The sequence below is a fragment of the Micromonospora zhanjiangensis genome, assembly GCF_042650605.1.
Taxonomy (GTDB): Bacteria; Actinomycetota; Actinomycetes; order Mycobacteriales; family Micromonosporaceae; genus Micromonospora_J; species Micromonospora_J zhanjiangensis.
The window spans coordinates 1-17045 of the sequence record NZ_JBHSBN010000019.1; the positions used below are offsets into that span (position 1 = coordinate 1).

Annotated in this window: 10 protein-coding genes and 1 pseudogene; 6 read left to right on the forward strand and 5 right to left on the reverse strand. The window is 72.5% G+C overall.

The window, feature by feature from the left end:
- Positions 1 to 612 (reverse strand): hypothetical protein (locus tag ACFOX0_RS23285; RefSeq protein ID WP_377549847.1); only part of this gene is annotated, 612 nt, incomplete at its 3' end.
- 4 nt (positions 613 to 616) lie between these two features.
- Between ACFOX0_RS23285 and tnpA the strand changes: the two are divergent.
- Positions 617 to 907 (forward strand): annotated as a pseudogene (tnpA, locus tag ACFOX0_RS23290) (IS200/IS605 family transposase); the annotation flags it as partial.
- Positions 908 to 1143: 236 nt separating this feature from the next.
- Here tnpA and ACFOX0_RS23295 read toward each other — a convergent pair.
- A complete protein-coding gene (locus ACFOX0_RS23295; RefSeq protein WP_377549613.1) occupies positions 1144 to 1824 on the reverse strand; it encodes a DUF4352 domain-containing protein in 681 nt (226 codons plus the stop codon).
- Positions 1825 to 1941: 117 nt separating this feature from the next.
- Between ACFOX0_RS23295 and ACFOX0_RS23300 the strand changes: the two genes are divergently transcribed.
- Both ACFOX0_RS23300 and ACFOX0_RS23305 read left to right on the forward strand, forming a co-directional pair.
- Positions 1942 to 2922, forward strand: a complete 981-nt coding sequence (locus ACFOX0_RS23300) for a threonine ammonia-lyase (protein ID WP_377549615.1) — start codon at positions 1942 to 1944, stop codon at positions 2920 to 2922.
- Between the two features lie 85 nt (positions 2923 to 3007).
- Positions 3008 to 4057, forward strand: coding sequence for a DUF418 domain-containing protein (locus tag ACFOX0_RS23305; protein WP_377549617.1), 1050 nt, complete (start codon positions 3008 to 3010; stop codon positions 4055 to 4057).
- A gap of 226 nt (positions 4058 to 4283) precedes the next feature.
- Here the strand turns inward: ACFOX0_RS23305 and ACFOX0_RS23310 are convergent, their stop codons facing one another.
- Entirely contained in the window at positions 4284 to 6386 is a 2103-nt protein-coding gene (locus ACFOX0_RS23310) for a S9 family peptidase (RefSeq protein ID WP_377549618.1), read from the reverse strand.
- Positions 6387 to 6525: 139 nt separating this feature from the next.
- Here ACFOX0_RS23310 and ACFOX0_RS23315 point away from each other — a divergent pair, with 139 nt between their 5' ends.
- Positions 6526 to 7830 (forward strand): FAD-binding oxidoreductase, encoded by a 1305-nt coding sequence (locus ACFOX0_RS23315; RefSeq protein WP_377549620.1) that lies wholly within the window; start codon positions 6526 to 6528, stop codon positions 7828 to 7830.
- Here ACFOX0_RS23315 and ACFOX0_RS23320 read toward each other — a convergent pair.
- Positions 7769 to 8842 (reverse strand): DMT family transporter, encoded by a 1074-nt coding sequence (locus ACFOX0_RS23320; protein ID WP_377549622.1) that lies wholly within the window; start codon positions 8840 to 8842, stop codon positions 7769 to 7771. The two genes, ACFOX0_RS23315 and ACFOX0_RS23320, sit on opposite strands and share 62 nt — an antisense overlap.
- On the opposite strand from ACFOX0_RS23320, the gene ACFOX0_RS23325 reads away from it, so the two are divergent.
- Positions 8841 to 10235 (forward strand): aminotransferase-like domain-containing protein, encoded by a 1395-nt coding sequence (locus ACFOX0_RS23325; protein ID WP_377549624.1) that lies wholly within the window; start codon positions 8841 to 8843, stop codon positions 10233 to 10235. The two genes, ACFOX0_RS23320 and ACFOX0_RS23325, sit on opposite strands and share 2 nt — an antisense overlap.
- Before the next feature lie 95 nt (positions 10236 to 10330).
- Here the strand turns inward: ACFOX0_RS23325 and ACFOX0_RS23330 are convergent, their stop codons facing one another.
- On the reverse strand, positions 10331 to 12391 hold the full coding sequence (locus ACFOX0_RS23330; RefSeq protein WP_377549626.1) for a SpoIIE family protein phosphatase: 2061 nt from the start codon (positions 12389 to 12391) through the stop codon (positions 10331 to 10333).
- 284 nt (positions 12392 to 12675) lie between these two features.
- Here ACFOX0_RS23330 and ACFOX0_RS23335 point away from each other — a divergent pair, with 284 nt between their 5' ends.
- Positions 12676 to 17043: a hybrid sensor histidine kinase/response regulator gene (locus ACFOX0_RS23335; RefSeq protein ID WP_377549628.1), complete on the forward strand. Its 4368-nt coding sequence runs from the start codon at positions 12676 to 12678 to the stop codon at positions 17041 to 17043.
- Positions 17044 to 17045: the final 2 nt, after the last annotated feature.

A 17045-nucleotide genomic window follows, 5' to 3' on the forward strand; every position in this document is an offset into this window, starting at 1 on the left:
GGAGTCGTAGGCGATGTTGGCGATGCCCATGTCCACGCCGAGAAACCCGTCTGGGTCGATCAGTTCGGGTTCGGGCACGTCGATGGTGGCGTACAGGAACCACATGCCGTCGCGGTGTACCAGGTCGGACTCGCCGACCGGCAGGGTGGCCACGGCCTTGAGCTGGTCCGGTGAGCCGGTGAAGGCCACGCCCTTGACGCGCCCGCCGGTGGTCCAGATCGACACGGTCCGGGCGTCGTGCTGCCAGGACAGCATCCGGGCGTCGTACGGCTGCGCCGCGTTCCACCGGAAGGCGATCGGGTCTGCTTCGACCCGGCGGCGGCGTTTGCTACCGGGCTTTCCGTAGTTTCCCGCCCGGATGTTTGCCCTCAGCGTGGCGTACGCGTCAGCGACCTTCTTGATAACGTGCTGCGCGGCCTGCGCGCCGAGCCGATAGTTCGACTTGATGCCTTGGTAGGTGTGCTTGCGCAGGTCGTAGTTGCGGTAGCAGCCGATCTGTCGGGCCGTCGCGGCGACCGCACAGGCGGCCGTGTTGCAGGCGCGCAGGGTGGCCTCCAGCGCCGACGCCTGCTGCGGCGTCGGCAGAAGTTTCACCTGCACGACCAGCTTCACGCCGATCACCGTACCGAAGACCCACGACACCCGATGGACACCAGACCCAGATGTACGACGCGGCCGAAGCGTCGTGGACAACCTGCACGCACACTTGGTCTTCACCACCACATACCGGCGCGACGCGCTCACCGATTAGATCCTCACCCGATGCGAGGAGATCATGCGGGCAGTCCGCGTCGACTTCGGCGCCCAGCTACGCGAGTTCAACGGCCAAGACGACCACATCCACCCGCTCGTGCACCACCCGCCATCGGTCGCGTTGTCACGTCTGGTCAACAGCCTCAAGGGCGTCTTCAGAAACATCCCGATTCGTGACGGCGCTCCTCCCGACCCTAAACAGCCGGGTTTCCCGCCTTATGGGCTGCTGAACGAGCGGGCCCGAAGTCCCGTCCGGTCGCGGTGGTCCGTTCCGCGCGGCCTTCGAAAGCGGCGGGACCTCCGGACCCGCCCTGCGGGCTTCGCGTGGCCGGCGCGGCCCGCGCGGTCCGCGAGGGTGAGCCGGCGGGGCACGTCGGGTGCTGGTGCTGGTCAGCCGGTTCGGACGCCGACGCCCGGTGAACCGGGGGATTCGTGCAGGCGGAGCCGGACGATCCGCGCGTCGCGCGGGATGTCGTAGACGACGGCCCCGGTGACCTGGTTGCCCGGGTTGATCTCGCTGAGGAAGTCCTGCTTGTCGGCGTTGACCAGGATGCCGGCGCTGGGATCGGCCACGTACTGCTGGCCGGTCGGCCCGTACGCCCGTTGCAGGGTGTCGGCGAAGGTGACCGGGTGCCGGCCGATGTTGCGGACGTCCAACTGGACCACGCAGAACTGGCCGACCGCGCTCTGGCTGACCAGCGGGTCACCGATCCGGTCCACGCCGCAGTGCATGGTGCGTACCCGGAATTCCAGGTCGCCGTCCCGGGCCGGTTGGTTGAGGCCGACCGAGTGGGTGGTCCGGTCGCGGATCATGTGCAGCAGGTCGCCACCCCAGGTCACCAGCGCGACCGCGACGGCGCCGTAGCAGCAGAGCAGGAACAGGCCGGCGCTGCCGAGGATCATCCAGGGTCGGACGTCCCGACGCGGCTGCGGGTGCGGCTCGGCCGGTTCCGCGGCGGGTGGCGGTGCCGGGGGTTCCGGGGGCGGCGGGGCACCGCCCAGCGGCGGCGCCGTCGCGGCGGTCTCCGGCGTCGACCAGTGCGGCGGGCCGGCCGGCTGCGGCGTGGTCATCGCGGTCCCCCGAATTCGCCTGCGCTTTGCCCGATTCTAGGCTTTGGTGATGTTCGTCCGGCGAGGATCGCGTTTCTCACCCTGTCGGCCGGGCCGCCCCGGCGGCAGGATGGCGGGATGGAACTGGTGACCGTCGACGACGTCCGAGCCGCCGCCGAGTTGATCGCCGGGCGGGTGGTCCGCACTCCGTTGCTGGCCAGCCGGTGGTCCGAGGAGGTGCTGCTCAAGCCGGAGAACCTGCAGCCGGTGGGCTCGTTCAAGCTGCGCGGGGCGACCAACGCGGTCGGCCGGCTGCCGGCCGGGCAGCGGGACCGGGGGGTGGTCACCCACTCGTCCGGCAACCATGGCCAGGCGCTGGCCTGGGCCGCGGCCGCCGCCGGGGTGCCCTGCACGGTGGTGATCCCGCGCGGCGCGCCGGCAGTCAAGGTCGAGCAGGTCCGGACGCTCGGCGCCGAGGTCGTGCTGGTCGAACCCGAGCGGCGGCTGGCCGAGGCCGAGCGGATCGCCGCCGAGCGGGGACGCGAACTGATCCCGCCGTACGACGACCGGCGGATCATCGCCGGCCAGGGCACGGTGGGCCTGGAGATCGTGACCGACCTGCCCGAGGTCGACGTGGTCCTGGTGCCGGTGGGCGGCGGCGGCCTCGCCTCCGGCGTCGCCACGGCGGTCCGGGCGCTGCGACCCGGGGCCGCGGTGATCGGCGTCGAGCCGGAGTACGCGGCGGACGCCCGGGAGTCGCTGGCCACCGGCACGGTGGCCCGCTGGCCGGTCGAGCGGACCTACCGCACCAGTGCCGACGGGCTGCGGACCAACCTCTCCGAGTTGACCCTGGCGCACCTGCGGGACCGGTTGGACGGCATCGTCACGGTCACCGAGGAGGAGATCGCCGCCGCCCTCGCCCGGCTGGTCCGCCAGTCCCGGCTGGTGGTGGAGCCCAGCGGCGCGGTCGCCCCGGCCGCCGCCCTGTTCCGCGCCGCCGACCTGCCGCCGGGTCGCACCGTCGCCGTGGTGAGCGGCGGCAACGTCGACCCGGCGGTGCTCGCCGAGGCCGCCCTGGGGCGCTCCCCGGCCGAGACGGCGGCGGTCCGGCCCGGCTAGAACCGGTCGAAAGTACGGTCGCGAGCGGGGTCAACCGTGCTTCGGTCGGATGTCGCCGACGGGTCGGGCGCACAGGATGAGCCGCATGTCATCTCATCGACGACGTATCGTCGCGCTCGACGTGATCCGCGGCTTCGCGCTCTGCGGCATCCTGCTGGCCAACGTCCAGCCGATAGCCAACGCCGGACGGATCGTCATCACCTCGGCGCCGCCGCCCGGACCCGACGCCGGCGTCGACTGGATGGGCCTGCTGGTTCCGCAGCGCTTCTTTCCCATCTTCGCCTTCCTCTTCGGTGTCGGGTTCAGCCTGCTGCTCGACTCCGTCGAGGGTCGTGTCCCGCGACCACGGGTGCTGCTGCTGCGCCGGTTGCTGGTGCTGCTCGGGATCGGGCTGGCCCACTTCGTGCTGCTCTGGCACGGCGACATCCTGTCCTCGTACGCCCTGGTGGGCCTGTTGGTCCTGGTCCCGTCGTCCTGGCTGCCGCGATGGGCGGTGGCCGGCCTCGGCGGCGCGTTCCTGGCGGCCTCGCTGATCACCGGCGAGAACCACTTCTCCGTGATCGCCGGGCTCTTCCTGGTGGGCTCCGCGCTGGTCCGGTACGGCGTGATCGACCGGCTGGAACGGTCGACGAAGGTGCCGGCCCTGCTGGGTCTGGCCTTCGCCACGGCGGCGGTGCTGGTCCTCGGCCCGCAGGTCACGTCGCCGGGGACGAGTCGGCCCGGTGACTTCTGGTTCTGGAACGGCCTCGGTGGCCTGCTGGTCGCCGGCTGTTACGTCTGCGGTCTGCTGGTCCTGCTGCGGACGCCGCTGCGAGCCGCGCTGCGGGCCGTCTTCGCCCCGTTGGGCCGGATGGCGCTGACCAACTACCTGACCGCCACGGTCGTCGTGCTGGCGGTCAGCCGGCTGGTCGACGGTCGACCGGAGGAATGGCCGGACACAACGGTGCTGCTGATCGCCGGGCCGGTGCTCGCCGTCCAGTGGCTGTGGTCCACCCTCTGGCTGGCCCGCTACCGCAACGGTCCGCTCGAATGGCTCTGGCGCTGGGCGACCTGGGGACGCCGCCCCCCGCTGCGTCGAGCCGCCAACCGGCAGGTCGACGTGCCCGCCGGGACACCTTCCGGCACCAGGTTCTAACGGATGGATGAACCGGAGTGACTTCCGGTCGGCGCCGCCCCGCCGCACCCGCCGGATGGTGCTCGTCGGCCTGGCTGTCCTCGGCCTGGTGGGCGCGGCGTTCGTCGCGCGCGGACCGGCCCGACCGCGCCCCGGCACGGGCGGACTGAGCCGCGCGCCGGGCCCGGGCGGACTCACCCGTGCCCGGCGCGGATGGACGCAGCCGCGCGTCAGGGGCGGGCGCGACTCAGGCGAGGCGGAGGCGGTCGAGGATCCAGGCGGCGACGAACGCCTCCTCCTTCCAGGCGTTGTACCGGCCGCTGGGGCCGCCGTGGCCGGCCTCCATCTCGGTCTTGAGCAGGTAGTCGCCGTCCGGTGCCACGGCGCGCAACCGGGCGATCCACTTGGCCGGCTCGTGATAGAGCACCCGGGTGTCGTTCAGGCTGGTCACCGCGAGGATCGGCGGGTACGCCGCGGCCACCACGTTCTCGTACGGCGTGTAGGACCGGATGTACTCGTACGCCTCCGGGTCGTCGAGCGGGTTGCCCCATTCCTCCCACTCGGTGACGGTCAACGGCAGCGACGGGTCGAGGATCGAGTTGAGCGCGTCCACGAACGGCACCTGCGCGACGATGCCGGCGAACGCGTCCGGCGCGAGGTTGGCGACCGCGCCCATCAGCAGGCCACCGGCCGACGCGCCCCGGGCCACCAGTCGGTCGCTGGATGTCCAGCCGGACTTGACCAGGTGTCGGGCCACCGCCACGAAGTCCGTGAAGGTGTTCTTCTTGGCCAGCAGCTTGCCCTGCTCGTACCAGCGGCGGCCCAGTTCGCCGCCGCCGCGGATGTGCGCGACCGCGAACACCACACCCCGGTCCAACAGGGACAGCCGCGGGGTGGAGAACCACGGGTCCATGCTCGCCTCGTACGAGCCGTAGCCGTAGACGACGCAGGGGGCGGAACCGTCCCGGGGCGTACCGGTCCGGTAGACCAGGGAGATCGGCACCCGGGTGCCGTCGTCGGCGATCGCCCAGTCCCGCTGCTGCTCGTAGTCGGCCGGGTCGAACGGCCGACCGTCCGGGCCGGGCAGGACGGGCCGCCGGCGCAGCAGCGTCAGCTCCCGGGTGACCAGGTGGTAGTCGTAGACGGAGTCCGGGGTGACCAGTGAGGCGTAGTGCAACCGTACGGTGTCGGTCTGGTACTCCGGGTTGCTGTCCAGGCCGACGTTGTACAGCGGCTCCGGGAAGTCGATGTCGTACGAGTCGGTGCTGCCCACCGCGAGGACCCGCAACCCGGTCAGGCCCTCGGTGCGCAACGAGACGACCAGGTGGTTGGCGAACGCGTCGACCGCCTCGAGCCGGGTGCCCGGGCTGTGCTCGATGATCGGCACCCAGTTGCCCGGCGCGTCCGCCGACGTGTAGGACAGCGCGAAGTCCTCGGCCTGGTCGTTGTGCAGGATCAGGAACCGGTGCCCGTGGTGCTCGACCGAGTACTCGACGCCCTGCCGGCGCGGCGCGATGATCGCCGGCTCGCCGGTCGGGTTGCCCGCCGGGATGACCCGGACCTCGCTGGTGACCTTGCTGTTGATGTCGATGAGGATGAACTTCTCCGACCGGGTCAACTCGACGCCGACCCAGAACCGCTCGTCGCTCTCCTCGTGGACCACCACGTCCTCGCCGGCCGGGGAGCCCACGGCGTGCCGCCACACCTTGTGCGGCCGCCAGGCGTGGTCGACGGTGAGGTAGAACAGCGTCGACCCGTCCGCCGACCAGGCGGTGCCGTAGAAGGTGTCCGGGATCTCGTCGGCGAGCAGCTCGCCGCTGGTCAGATCCTTGATCCGGAGGGTGAACCGTTCGTCGCCGGCGAAGTCGGTGGAGTACGCCAGCAGGCGCCCGTCCGGGCTCACGTCGAACGCGCCGAGCGAGAAGAAGTCGTGCCCCTCGGCCAGGGCGTTGCCGTCGAGCAGGATCTCCTCGCCGGGCAGCGGGGCGCCGTCCTCGCCGGGCAGCGGCGGCCCGGTCTCGCCCTCGGCGACCGCCCGCCGGCAGTGGATGGCGTACTGCTGACCCTCGACCGTGCGGCTGTAGTACCAGTGGCCACCCTTGCGTACCGGCACCGACAGGTCGGTCTCCTTGGTGCGCTGCTTGGTCTCGGCGAACAACGTGTCCCGCAGCCCGGCCAGGTGTGCGGTGGCGGACTCGGTGTGCGCGTTCTCGGCGGTGAGGTGGGCGATCGTCTCCGGATCGTCCTTGGCCGCGAGCCAGGCGTACTCGTCCACGACCGTGTGGCCGTGGTGGGTGCGTTCGGTCGGGATCCGCTTCGCGACCGGTGCGCCGGGGGTCTCAGTCGTCACCCCGGCCACGTTACCGGCCGCGCGGCCGGTAACAACGGCCGCGCGGCGGGTTGTCGTCGCGCCGGACGGGTCGGCGCCGATTACTCTCCGGGCGTTGTCAATCGATCGTACATATGTACGATGTCCGGGTGGGGGACGGATGATATTCGAGGATCGGGCGAGGGCGGGCGACATCGGGGCGCGGCTCGCCGCCATCTGCGGCGACCGGTTCACCCGGCCGGCCGGCGCGGCCGACGATGTCGCCGGTCGACCGGCCCGCTGGGTGGCCGCGCCGGGCACGCCCGAGGCGGTCGGCGCGGTGCTCCGGGTGGCCGGCGACCACGGCCTGTCGGTGGTACCGCGCGGCGCCGGCACCAAGATCGACTGGGGAGCCACCCCGGCGCAGCTGGACATCGTGCTGGACACCGGCCGGCTGGCCGGCGTCCGGCGCCGCCCGGCCGGCGAGCTGACCGCCGAGATCGGCGCCGGCACGCCGCTGCGGGCGGTGCAGGCGATCCTGGAGCGCAGCGGGCTGCGGCTGTCGATCGACGCGCCGTCCGCCGGGGCCACCCTCGGCGGCGTGCTCGCGGCCGACGAGGCCGGACCGCTGCGGCACCGGGACGGGCCGCCCTGCCGGCAGCTCGTCGGGGTGAGCTATGTGGACGCCTCGGGCGTGCTGACCCACGCCGAGAGCCGGGCCACCGACCCGTCGCCGGGCGGTGACCTCGCCGGACTGCTCTGCGGCTCGCACGGCGCGCTCGCGGTCCTGGTCTCGGCGACCGTACGGGTGCAACCGTTGCCGGCGGCCCGGTTGTGGGTGACCCGTCCGGTGTGGACCCCGCTGGAGGTGCACGACCTGGTGCGGGCTGTCCTCGCCACCGACCTGTCCGTCGCGGCGATCGAGGTCGACCTGCCCGCTCTCGGACCGGTCGGCACACCGTCCCGGGCCCGGCCCGGCAGCCGCGGACCGGGCAGCCTGGCGCTGCTGGTCGAGGGCGGCCCGGCCGAGGTGTCCGAACGGGCCACCCGGCTGGGCCTGCTGCTCGGCGGCGACGTCCGCACGTCGGCCACCCCGCCCGCCTGGTGGCGCAGCTACCCGTTCGGGCCGGACGACGTGGCGCTGCGCGTCGAGGTCCCGATCACCGACCTGTACGCCGCCGTCTACGCCCTGCGCGACGCGGCCGGCGGCCCGGTCCCGGTACGCGGCTCGGCCGGCCTCGGCGTGGTGCACGTCGCCCTGCCCGGCTCCACGCCGCCGGACCGGGTCACCGACATCCTCACCGCGGTCCGCACCGTGCTGCTGGCCCGCGACGGCCGGTGCGTGGTGCTGGCCGCGCCACCGGCCGTCCGGGCGGCCGTGGACCTCTGGGGTGACCTGCCCGACCTGCCGTTGCTGCGCCGGGTCAAGGAGCGGTTCGACCCGGCCCACCGGCTGGCACCCGGCCGCTTCGCCGGCGGCCTGTGAGGGACTCTCCCCGGTCGGCCGGGGCCGTCGGGGGAGCCATCGTCGCGGCGGTCCCGGCGGTCGCCGTCGTCGGGTCGGGTGACGGGGGCGCGGATGCCGGTGTGCCGGCGCGGGTGCGTTGCACCAGCGCCACGCACGCCAACACCACCAGCGCGGCGGCCACCGCGGCCGGGGTGATCCGCTCGCCGAGCAGCAGGGCCGACCAGGCCAGGGTGAGCACCGGCTGCCCGAGTTGGACCTGACCGACCCGGGCGATGCCGCCCCGGGCCAGCCCCGCGTACCAGGCGAAGAAGCCCAGGAACATCGAGACGACCGTGAGATATCCGAACGCGGACCAGGCGACGGCGTCGGCGCGGGGTGGGACGGCCACGGCGGCCAGGATCGTTCCGGGCACGGTGACCGGCAGCGAGAGCAGCAGCACCCAGCAGATCGTCCGGGCGCCGCCCAGTTCGCGGGCCAGCACGCCACCCTCGGCGTATCCCAGGCCGGCGAGCGCGACGGCGGCCAGCAGGAACAGGTCGGCCGGGGAGAGCGCGCCGTGCACCGCACCGCTGACACCGAGGAAGGCCAGCACCGCCAGCAGGCCACCCAGGGTGGCGAGCCAGAACAGCACCGGGGGGCGCTCACCGGCCCGGAGCACCGCGAGAACGGCGGTCGCGGCGGGTAGCGCGGCGATCGCGACCGCGCCGTGCGCCGAGGTCTGGGTGATCAGGGCCAGCGAGCTGAACAGCGGGAAGCCGACGACGACGCCGAGGGCGACGACCGTGAGCCGCCGCCACTGGCCGCGGCTGGGCCGCGGTGCGTGGGTGCATCGCAGGTACGCCCAGGCCAGCGGTGCCGCGCCGACCGACCGGCCGAAGGCGACGAACCACGGATCGAGGTGCTGCACGGCGACGCGGGTGGCCGGCAGGGACAGGCTGAAGGCGAGCACGCCCAACGTGCCGAGCGCCAGTCCGTTCCGCCGGCCCGCCGTTACCGTACCGGAGGCAGTAGCGCTACTCTGATCTCTCATGAATGACGGTAACGCAGCGCAACGTGTTATCAAAGACCTGCGCGCGCGGGTGGCCGTCGCGGAGCCCGGCACGCGACTGCCCTCGGTCCGGGAGCTGACCGTCCGGCACCAGGCCTCACCGGTGACGGTCGCCGAGGCGATCCGGCGGTTGGTGGCCCAGGGGCTGGTCGAGACGCGTTCCGGCAGAGGCACCTTCGTGGCGGCCGGACCGGAGCCGGCACCCGCCCCCGACCTGTCCTGGCAGACCGTCGCCCTCGGCCCCCGGCCGCCCGGCGAGCAGGAGCTGCAGGCGTTGCTCGCGGAACCACCGCCGGGGGCGATACCGCTGTCCGGTGGCTACCTGGATCCGGACCTGCAACCGGCCACCGCACTCGGCGCCGCGCTCACCCGGGCCGGCCGGCAGCCGGCCTCCTGGCAGCGCGGACCGGCCGAGGGGCGGGCTGACCTGCGCGCCTGGTTCGCCCGGGAGGCCGGCACCGGGTTGCGCGCCGACGACATGGTGATCTGCCCCGGCGGGCAGGCGGCGCTGTCGACGGCGCTGCGCGCGCTCACCGCCCCCGGCGACGCCCTGCTCGTCGAGTCGCCGACCTATCTGGGCGCGCTCGCTGCCGCCCGGGCGGCCGGACTGCGGGTGGTGCCGGTCCCCGCCGACACCGACGGCGTACGGCCGGACCAACTCGCCGCGGCCTTCGCCCGTACCGGTGCCCGGTTGTTCTACTGCCAGCCGCTGCACGCCAACCCGCACGGCGCGACCCTGGCCGCACACCGCCGGGCCGCCGTCGCCGGGGCGGTACGCGACGCCGGGGCGTTCCTGATCGAGGACGACTACGCCCGCGACCTCACCATCGACGGGCATGCGCCGCCGCCGTTGGCCGCCGAGGATCCCGACGGGCACGTCGTCTACCTGCGCTCGTTGACCAAGTCGGCCGCTCCCGGACTGCGCGTCGCCGCGATCGGTGCCCGTGGTCCGGCCGGTGCCCGGCTGCGCGCGGCCCGCCTGCTGGACGACCTGTTCGTCGCCGGTCCGCTGCAGCAGGCCACCGTCGAGTTCGTCACCGCGCCGGCCTGGGTACGGCACCGCCGTACCCTGCGCGGTGCGCTCCGGGACCGCCGCGGGGCGTTGCTGACCGCGCTCCACCGGCACCTCCCGGAACTCGCCCGGCAACCGGTCCCGCGAGGTGGCCTGCACCTCTGGGTCCGGCTGCCCGACGGCGCCGATGATGTCGCGCTGGCCGCCGCCGCGGCGGCCGAAGGCGTCATCGTCTTCCCGGGCCGGCCGTGGTACGCCGCCGAACCACCGGCCCCGCATCTGCGCCTCAGCTACGCCGCCGCGCCACCCGACCTGATGGACGAGGCCGTCCGCAGGCTCGCCCGCGCGCTGGCGGCTTCGTGATCATCTGCGGGTCCCGGCCCGGCCCGGCCGGTCCGACGACGGCTCCGCGACCGATGCCCGGATGCCTACCGCGGCCGGGGAAACCGCCGGCCGGTTCAGGAGCCGACGGCGGCTTCGTTGCGCAGCACGAGGATGGCGATGTCGTCCCGGGGCGACTCGACCGAGAAACCGATCGCCGTCGACCGCAGCCGGGCCGCCACCACGTCGGCCGAGTAGCCGGCCAGCGGCTCGGCGGCCTCCCGCAGCCGTTCCGTGCCGAACAGTTCCCGTCCCCGGCGGCGCTCGGTCACCCCGTCGGTGTAGAACACCAGCGCGTCGCCGGGCCCCAGCGGTACGTCCGCGGCCGGCGACGCGATCGTGTCGAGCAGTCCGAGCGCGGTGCCGCCGGTGCCGACGAACCGGGCCCGGCCGTCGGCGTGGACGAGCACCGGACGGTCGTGCCCGGCCAGGTGCAGGGACAGGTCGAGCCGACCGTCGCGGGTGGCACCCACCGCGGCCAGGGCCAGCGTGCAGTAGCGGCCACCGCCCCGGTCCACCAGCGTCTCGTTCAGCCGGGCGAGCAGCTCCGGCAGCGGCTTGCCGTCCCCGACCAGCACCCGGATCACGTTGCGGACCAGTCCGGTCACGGCCGCGGCCTGGACGCCCTTGCCGGAGACGTCGCCCACCACGACCAGCCACCGCCCGTCCGGCAGCGGCACCACGTCGTAGAAGTCGCCGCCCACCTCGGCCGCGTCACCCGTCGGGACGTACTCGGCGGCGAAGCCGATGCCGTCGACGACCGGCAGCACCGGCGGCAGCAGCGACCGCTGCAGGGTCTGCGCCACCCGACGCCGTTCGGCGTGGATCCGGGCGTTCTCGATCGCCAGCGCCGCCCGGCGGGCCACGTCCTCCAGCACGCCGATCTCGTCCGGGTCGTGCCGGTGCCACTGGTGCCGGCCCACGGCCAGCGTGCCCAGCCGCTGGCCGCGGGCGACCAACGGCACCGCGATGCCGTCCAGCGGGGCACCGATCGGCACCTGCGAACCGCTCCGGGTCGCCTCGCGCAGCCGGGCCGACACCGAGTCGGGGCCGGTCTGCCGGAGCAGCTCGTGCAGCTCCGGCAGGACCGACTCGTCGGCGTGGGTGGCCGCCGCGAGGTGCAGCCGGCCCCACTCGTCGGTGGTGTGCACCGCGCACCACTGGCCCAGTCGGGGCACCACGAGCTGGGGGACCAGCGCCATCGTCAGGTCGACGTCGAGGGACTGGGCGAGCAGCTCACTCGCCTCGGCGAGGAAGGTCAGCCAGGACTGCCGGCGGATGTCCGTCCGGCGCAGCCGGTCGTTCTCCAGGTGCAGCGAGAGCCGCTCGGCCATCAGCGCGGCGAGCGGCTGGGCGTACGCCGACGGCGCCGCGTCGATTTCCAGCTCCCCCCGGTACGGGCGGTTGACCGCCAACGGCACCCGGAGCAGCTCGTCCTCCGGGCGGGGCAGCCGGCCGTACCGGGCCAGCGACTGCCAACCGGCACCGTCACCGCGGTCCAGCCGGACCGTCCCGCCGGCCGCGCCGACCATCTCCGCCACCCGGGCGAGCAGGGCGGCGGCGAAGTCGGGCAGCGGATCGTCCGCGTACGGATCGGGTGTGACCTGCATCAACGCGTTCATCGCGCCGGCGCTCGGGACCTCGGGAGCGACCGGGGTCCGGTCCGGCGGCGCCGTGATGGCCGGTCCACCTGCGGCCTCGCGCAGCAGGCCGGACCGATCCTTGCGGTCCAGCCGGAACCAGACGCCCTTGCCGGTGGGCAGGTGGGTGGTGCCCCACCGGCTGGCGAAGTGGTCGACCAGCAGCAGGCCGCGACCCCGTTCGGAGACCTGGGCGATGTCGGTCAGGTCGTTGCGGGGACGGGCGCTGAGTTCCTCGATCGGTCCGGGTGCGAAGTCGGCCACCGTCACGTTCAGCCCGGTCCGGTCGGTGACCAACTCGATGTCCAACTCGGTGCCGGCGTGTTCGACGGCGTTGGTGGTCAGTTCCGTGGTGAGCAGCAGGGCCTCGTTGAGCAGCTCGTCCAGGTGCGCCTCGACCAGCACCGCGCGCACCAGCGCCCGGGCCGCCGCCGGGGTACGCCGATCGGCAGGCAGCCGGACCCGGCGCACGGTCCCGTCCACGTCGTCGGCATTCATGACCGGTGTCCCATTTCTGGCTGCTTCCCCGTTTCTGGCCCGCTCTGCGGCGTCACCCGGCCGCGCGGACCCGCCTCGTATCCTCCACGGCCCGGCGCGGAGAACCAAGCCACCGGCCGGATGCGGCGGGTGAAGATCGCCGACTCGCGGGACCGGCCGGATCGGCGCGCGACTGGTACCCGGCGGTGCGCAGGCACAATGATGGGGTGCTGGCCGACGACGCCCACCCACGGGCGTCCGGCGCCCGGCGCCCGGCCAACCCTCCCCGAGCTGAGCGAGGAAAGATGACCACGGCGAAAGAACCGCGCGCCGTCGACAGGTCCGCCTCCGAGGAGTCGGTCCTGCTCGGTGAGCTCGCTGACGCGCTGCGACGGGTCCGTCGCGGCGACCTGAAGGTACGCCTGCCGCGGCGGGCCGGGGTCGCCGGCGAGGTCGCCGACGCCTTCAACGACGTGGTGGCCCTGCAGGAGCGGCACCAACTCGACGTACGCCGGATCAGCCGGATCGTCGGCCGGGACGGGCGGCTGACCGAACGGCTCGACGAGGAGGGGCTGGACGGTTCCTGGGCCGAGGGGCAGCGGGCGATCAACTCGCTGATCGACGACCTGGGCCGGCCGACCACCGAGATCGCCCGGGTGATCGTGGCGGTGGCCGACGGTGACCTGTCCCAGCACATGGCGCTGGAGATCGACGGGCGACCGCTGCGCGGCGAGTTCCTCCGCATCGGCCGCACGGTCAACACGATGGTGGACCAGCTCTCGTCGTTCTCCAACGAGGTGACCCGGGTGGCCCGGGAGGTGGGCACCGAGGGTGAGCTGGGCGGTCAGGCCGACGTCCGGGGCGTGGCCGGCACCTGGAAGGACCTGACCGACTCGGTCAACACGATGGCGTCCAACCTGACCCACCAGGTGCGGTCCATCTCGCAGGTGTCCACGGCGGTGGCTCGGGGCGACCTGAGCCAGAAGATCACGGTGACCGCCAAGGGTGAGGTCGCCGAGCTGGCGCACACCATCAACTCGCTCACCGACACGCTGCGCTTGTTCGCCGAGCAGGTGACCCGGGTGGCCCGGGAGGTGGGCACCGAGGGCAAGTTGGGCGGCCAGGCCGAGGTGCCCGGGGTGGCCGGCACCTGGAAGGACCTCACCGACAGCGTCAACTCGATGGCGTCGAACCTGACCGCCCAGGTGCGGAACATCGCCCAGGTGTCCACCGCGGTGGCCCGGGGCGACCTGAGCCAGAAGATCACCGTGGCGGCCCAGGGCGAGATCCTGGAGCTGAAGGACACCGTCAACACGATGGTGGACCAGCTCTCGTCGTTCGCCGACGAGGTGACCCGGGTGGCCCGGGAGGTCGGCATCGAGGGCAAGCTGGGCGGCCAGGCCCAGGTCCGCGGCCTGTCCGGCACCTGGCGGGACCTCACCGAGAACGTCAACCAGCTCGCCGGCAACCTCACCTCGCAGGTGCGGAACATCTCCCAGGTGTCGACCGCGGTGGCCAAGGGCGACCTGTCGCAGAAGATCACCGTGGACGCCCGGGGTGAGATCCTGGAGTTGAAGTCGACGGTGAACACGATGGTGGACCAGCTCTCGTCGTTCGCCGACGAGGTGACCCGGGTGGCCCGGGAGGTGGGCACCGAGGGCAAGCTGGGCGGTCAGGCCGAGGTGAAGGGCGTGTCGGGCACCTGGCGGGACCTCACGGACAACGTCAACTCGATGGCGTCGAACCTGACCTCCCAGGTCCGGAACATCGCCTCGGTCACCACGGCGGTGGCCAAGGGGGACCTGTCGCAGAAGATCACTGTGGATGCCCGGGGTGAGATCCTGGAGTTGAAGTCGACGGTGAACACGATGGTGGACCAGCTCTCGTCGTTCGCCGACGAGGTGACCCGGGTGGCCCGGGAGGTGGGCACCGAGGGCAAGCTCGGCGGTCAGGCCCAGGTCCGCGGCGTGGCCGGCACCTGGCGGGACCTGACCGACAACGTCAACTCGATGGCGTCGAACCTGACCGCCCAGGTGCGGAACATCGCCCAGGTCTCGACCGCGGTGGCCAAGGGCGACCTGTCGCAGAAGATCACCGTGGACGCCCAGGGTGAGATCCTGGAGTTGAAGTCGACGGTGAACACGATGGTGGACCAGCTCTCGTCGTTCGCCGACGAGGTGACCCGGGTGGCCCGGGAGGTGGGCACCGAGGGCAAGCTGGGCGGTCAGGCCGAAGTGAAGGGCGTGTCGGGCACCTGGCGGGATCTGACCGACAACGTCAACTCGATGGCGTCGAACCTGACCTCCCAGGTCCGGAACATCGCCTCGGTCACCACCGCGGTGGCCCGCGGCGACCTGGGCCAGAAGATCACCGTCGACGCGCAGGGTGAGATCCTGGAGCTGAAGGACACCGTCAACACGATGGTGGACCAGCTCTCGTCGTTCGCCGACGAGGTGACCCGGGTGGCCCGGGAAGTGGGCACCGAGGGCAAGCTCGGCGGTCAGGCCCAGGTACGGGGCGTCTCGGGCACCTGGCGGGACCTCACCGAGAACGTCAACCAGCTCGCCTCCACGCTGACCACCCAGCTGCGGGCGATCGCGCAGGTCTCCACGGCGGTGACCCGGGGCGACCTGACCCAGCGGATCGCCGTCCGCGCCCAGGGCGAGGTCGCCGAGCTGAAGGACAACATCAACCAGATGATCGTCACCCTGCGGGAGACCACCAAGAAGAACGCGGAGCAGGGCTGGCTCGACTCCAACCTGGCCCGCATCGGTGGCCTGCTGCAGGGACAGCGGGACCTCGGCGAGGTCTGCCGCATGATCATGTTGGAGGTCACCCCGCTGGTCGACGCCCAGCTCGGCGCCTTCTTCCTGGCCGACAGCAACGACGGCGTGACGCGGCTGAACCTGACCGCGTCGTACGGCTACGTCGCCCGGGACCACGACGTGACGTTCGCGCCCGGCGAGGGGCTGGTCGGCCAGGCCGCCCTGTCCCGGCGCGTCATCCGGGTGGGTGCGATGCCGGAGCGCCGGCTGACCCTGCGCTCCGGGCTGGCCGAGACGGCGCCCACCGACCTGGTGGTACTGCCGGTGCTGTTCGAGGGCGAACTGCTCGGGGTCATCGAGTTCGCCAGCGTCACCCGGTTCTCCGCGCTGGCGGTGGCGTTCCTGGAACGACTGGTGCTCACCATCGGCGTGGCGGTGAACACCATCCAGGCCAACCGGCGCACCGAGAAGCTGCTCGCCCAGTCCCAGCGGCTGGCCCACGAGATGCAGGAACAGTCGGCCGAGCTGCAGCGCACCAACGCCGAGCTGGAGGAGAAGGCCAAGCTGCTGTCCGAGCAGAAGGGCAACATCGAGACCAAGAACCGCGAGATCGAGATGGCCCGGATGGGCCTGGAGGAGAAGGCCCAACAGCTGAGCCGGGCCTCGGCGTACAAGACCGAGTTCCTGGCCAACATGAGCCACGAGCTGCGTACGCCGCTGAACTCGCTGTTGCTGCTGGCCCGGCTGCTGGCCGAGAACTCGGAGCAGAACCTGACCGAGAAGCAGATCGAGTTCGCCCGGACCATCCACAGCGCCGGTTCCGACCTGCTGTCCCTGATCGACGACATCCTGGACCTGTCGAAGATCGAGGCCGGCCGGATGGACGTCGAGCCGGTCGAGGTGCGGTTCGACGAGATCCGCGGCTACGTCGAGCAGGCGTTCGCCCCGCAGGCCGAGGAGAAGGGCCTGGACTTCCAGGTACGGGTGGCCCGGGAGATGCCCGACACCATCGTCACCGACGCGCAGCGGCTCCAGCAGATCCTGCGCAATCTGCTCTCCAACGCGGTCAAGTTCACCGACAACGGGGCGGTGACGCTGCGGATCGGGCCGGCGCCGGAGACGGCGTACTTCGACGTGCCGGCGCTGGCGACGGCCCGCCGGGTGGTCGCCTTCACGGTCATCGACACCGGCATCGGCATCTCCGACGACAAGTTGTCGCTGATCTTCGAGGCGTTCCAGCAGGCCGACGGTACGACCAGCCGCCGGTACGGCGGTACCGGACTCGGACTGTCGATCAGCCGGGACCTGGCCCGGCTGATCGGCGGCACCATCGCGGTCTCCTCGGCGCCCGGCCAGGGCTCGACCTTCACGCTCTTCGTGCCCGACGTGCTGACCCCGGACGCGGTGGTGGCCCCGATGCCGGCGCCGGCGCCGCCGCTGCGTGGCAGCCTGCCGCCGCTGCTGCGCCCGCCCACCGGTGACGTGGAACAGACGTCGAGCCCGGCCACCCGGCGGCTGGACGGCGCCACCGTGCTCATCGTCGACGACGACGTACGGAACGTGTTCGCGCTGACCAGCGCCCTGGAGCTGCACGGCATGACGGTGGTGTACTCGGACAACGGCGCGGACGGGGTGCGCCTGCTGGCCGAGCACCCGGATGTGGACATCGTCCTGATGGATGCGATGATGCCCGACCAGGACGGCTATGAGACGACGAAGGCGATCCGTCGCAACCACCGGTTCGCGGAGCTGCCGGTGGTGTTCCTGACCGCCAAGGCCATGCCGGGGGATCGTGAATCGGCGTTGCAGGCGGGGGCCAGCGACTACATCACCAAGCCGGTCGACTTGGATCAGTTGATCGAACTGATGGCTTCCTGGATCGACGGAACCAAGCGGAAGGCGGGTTGAGG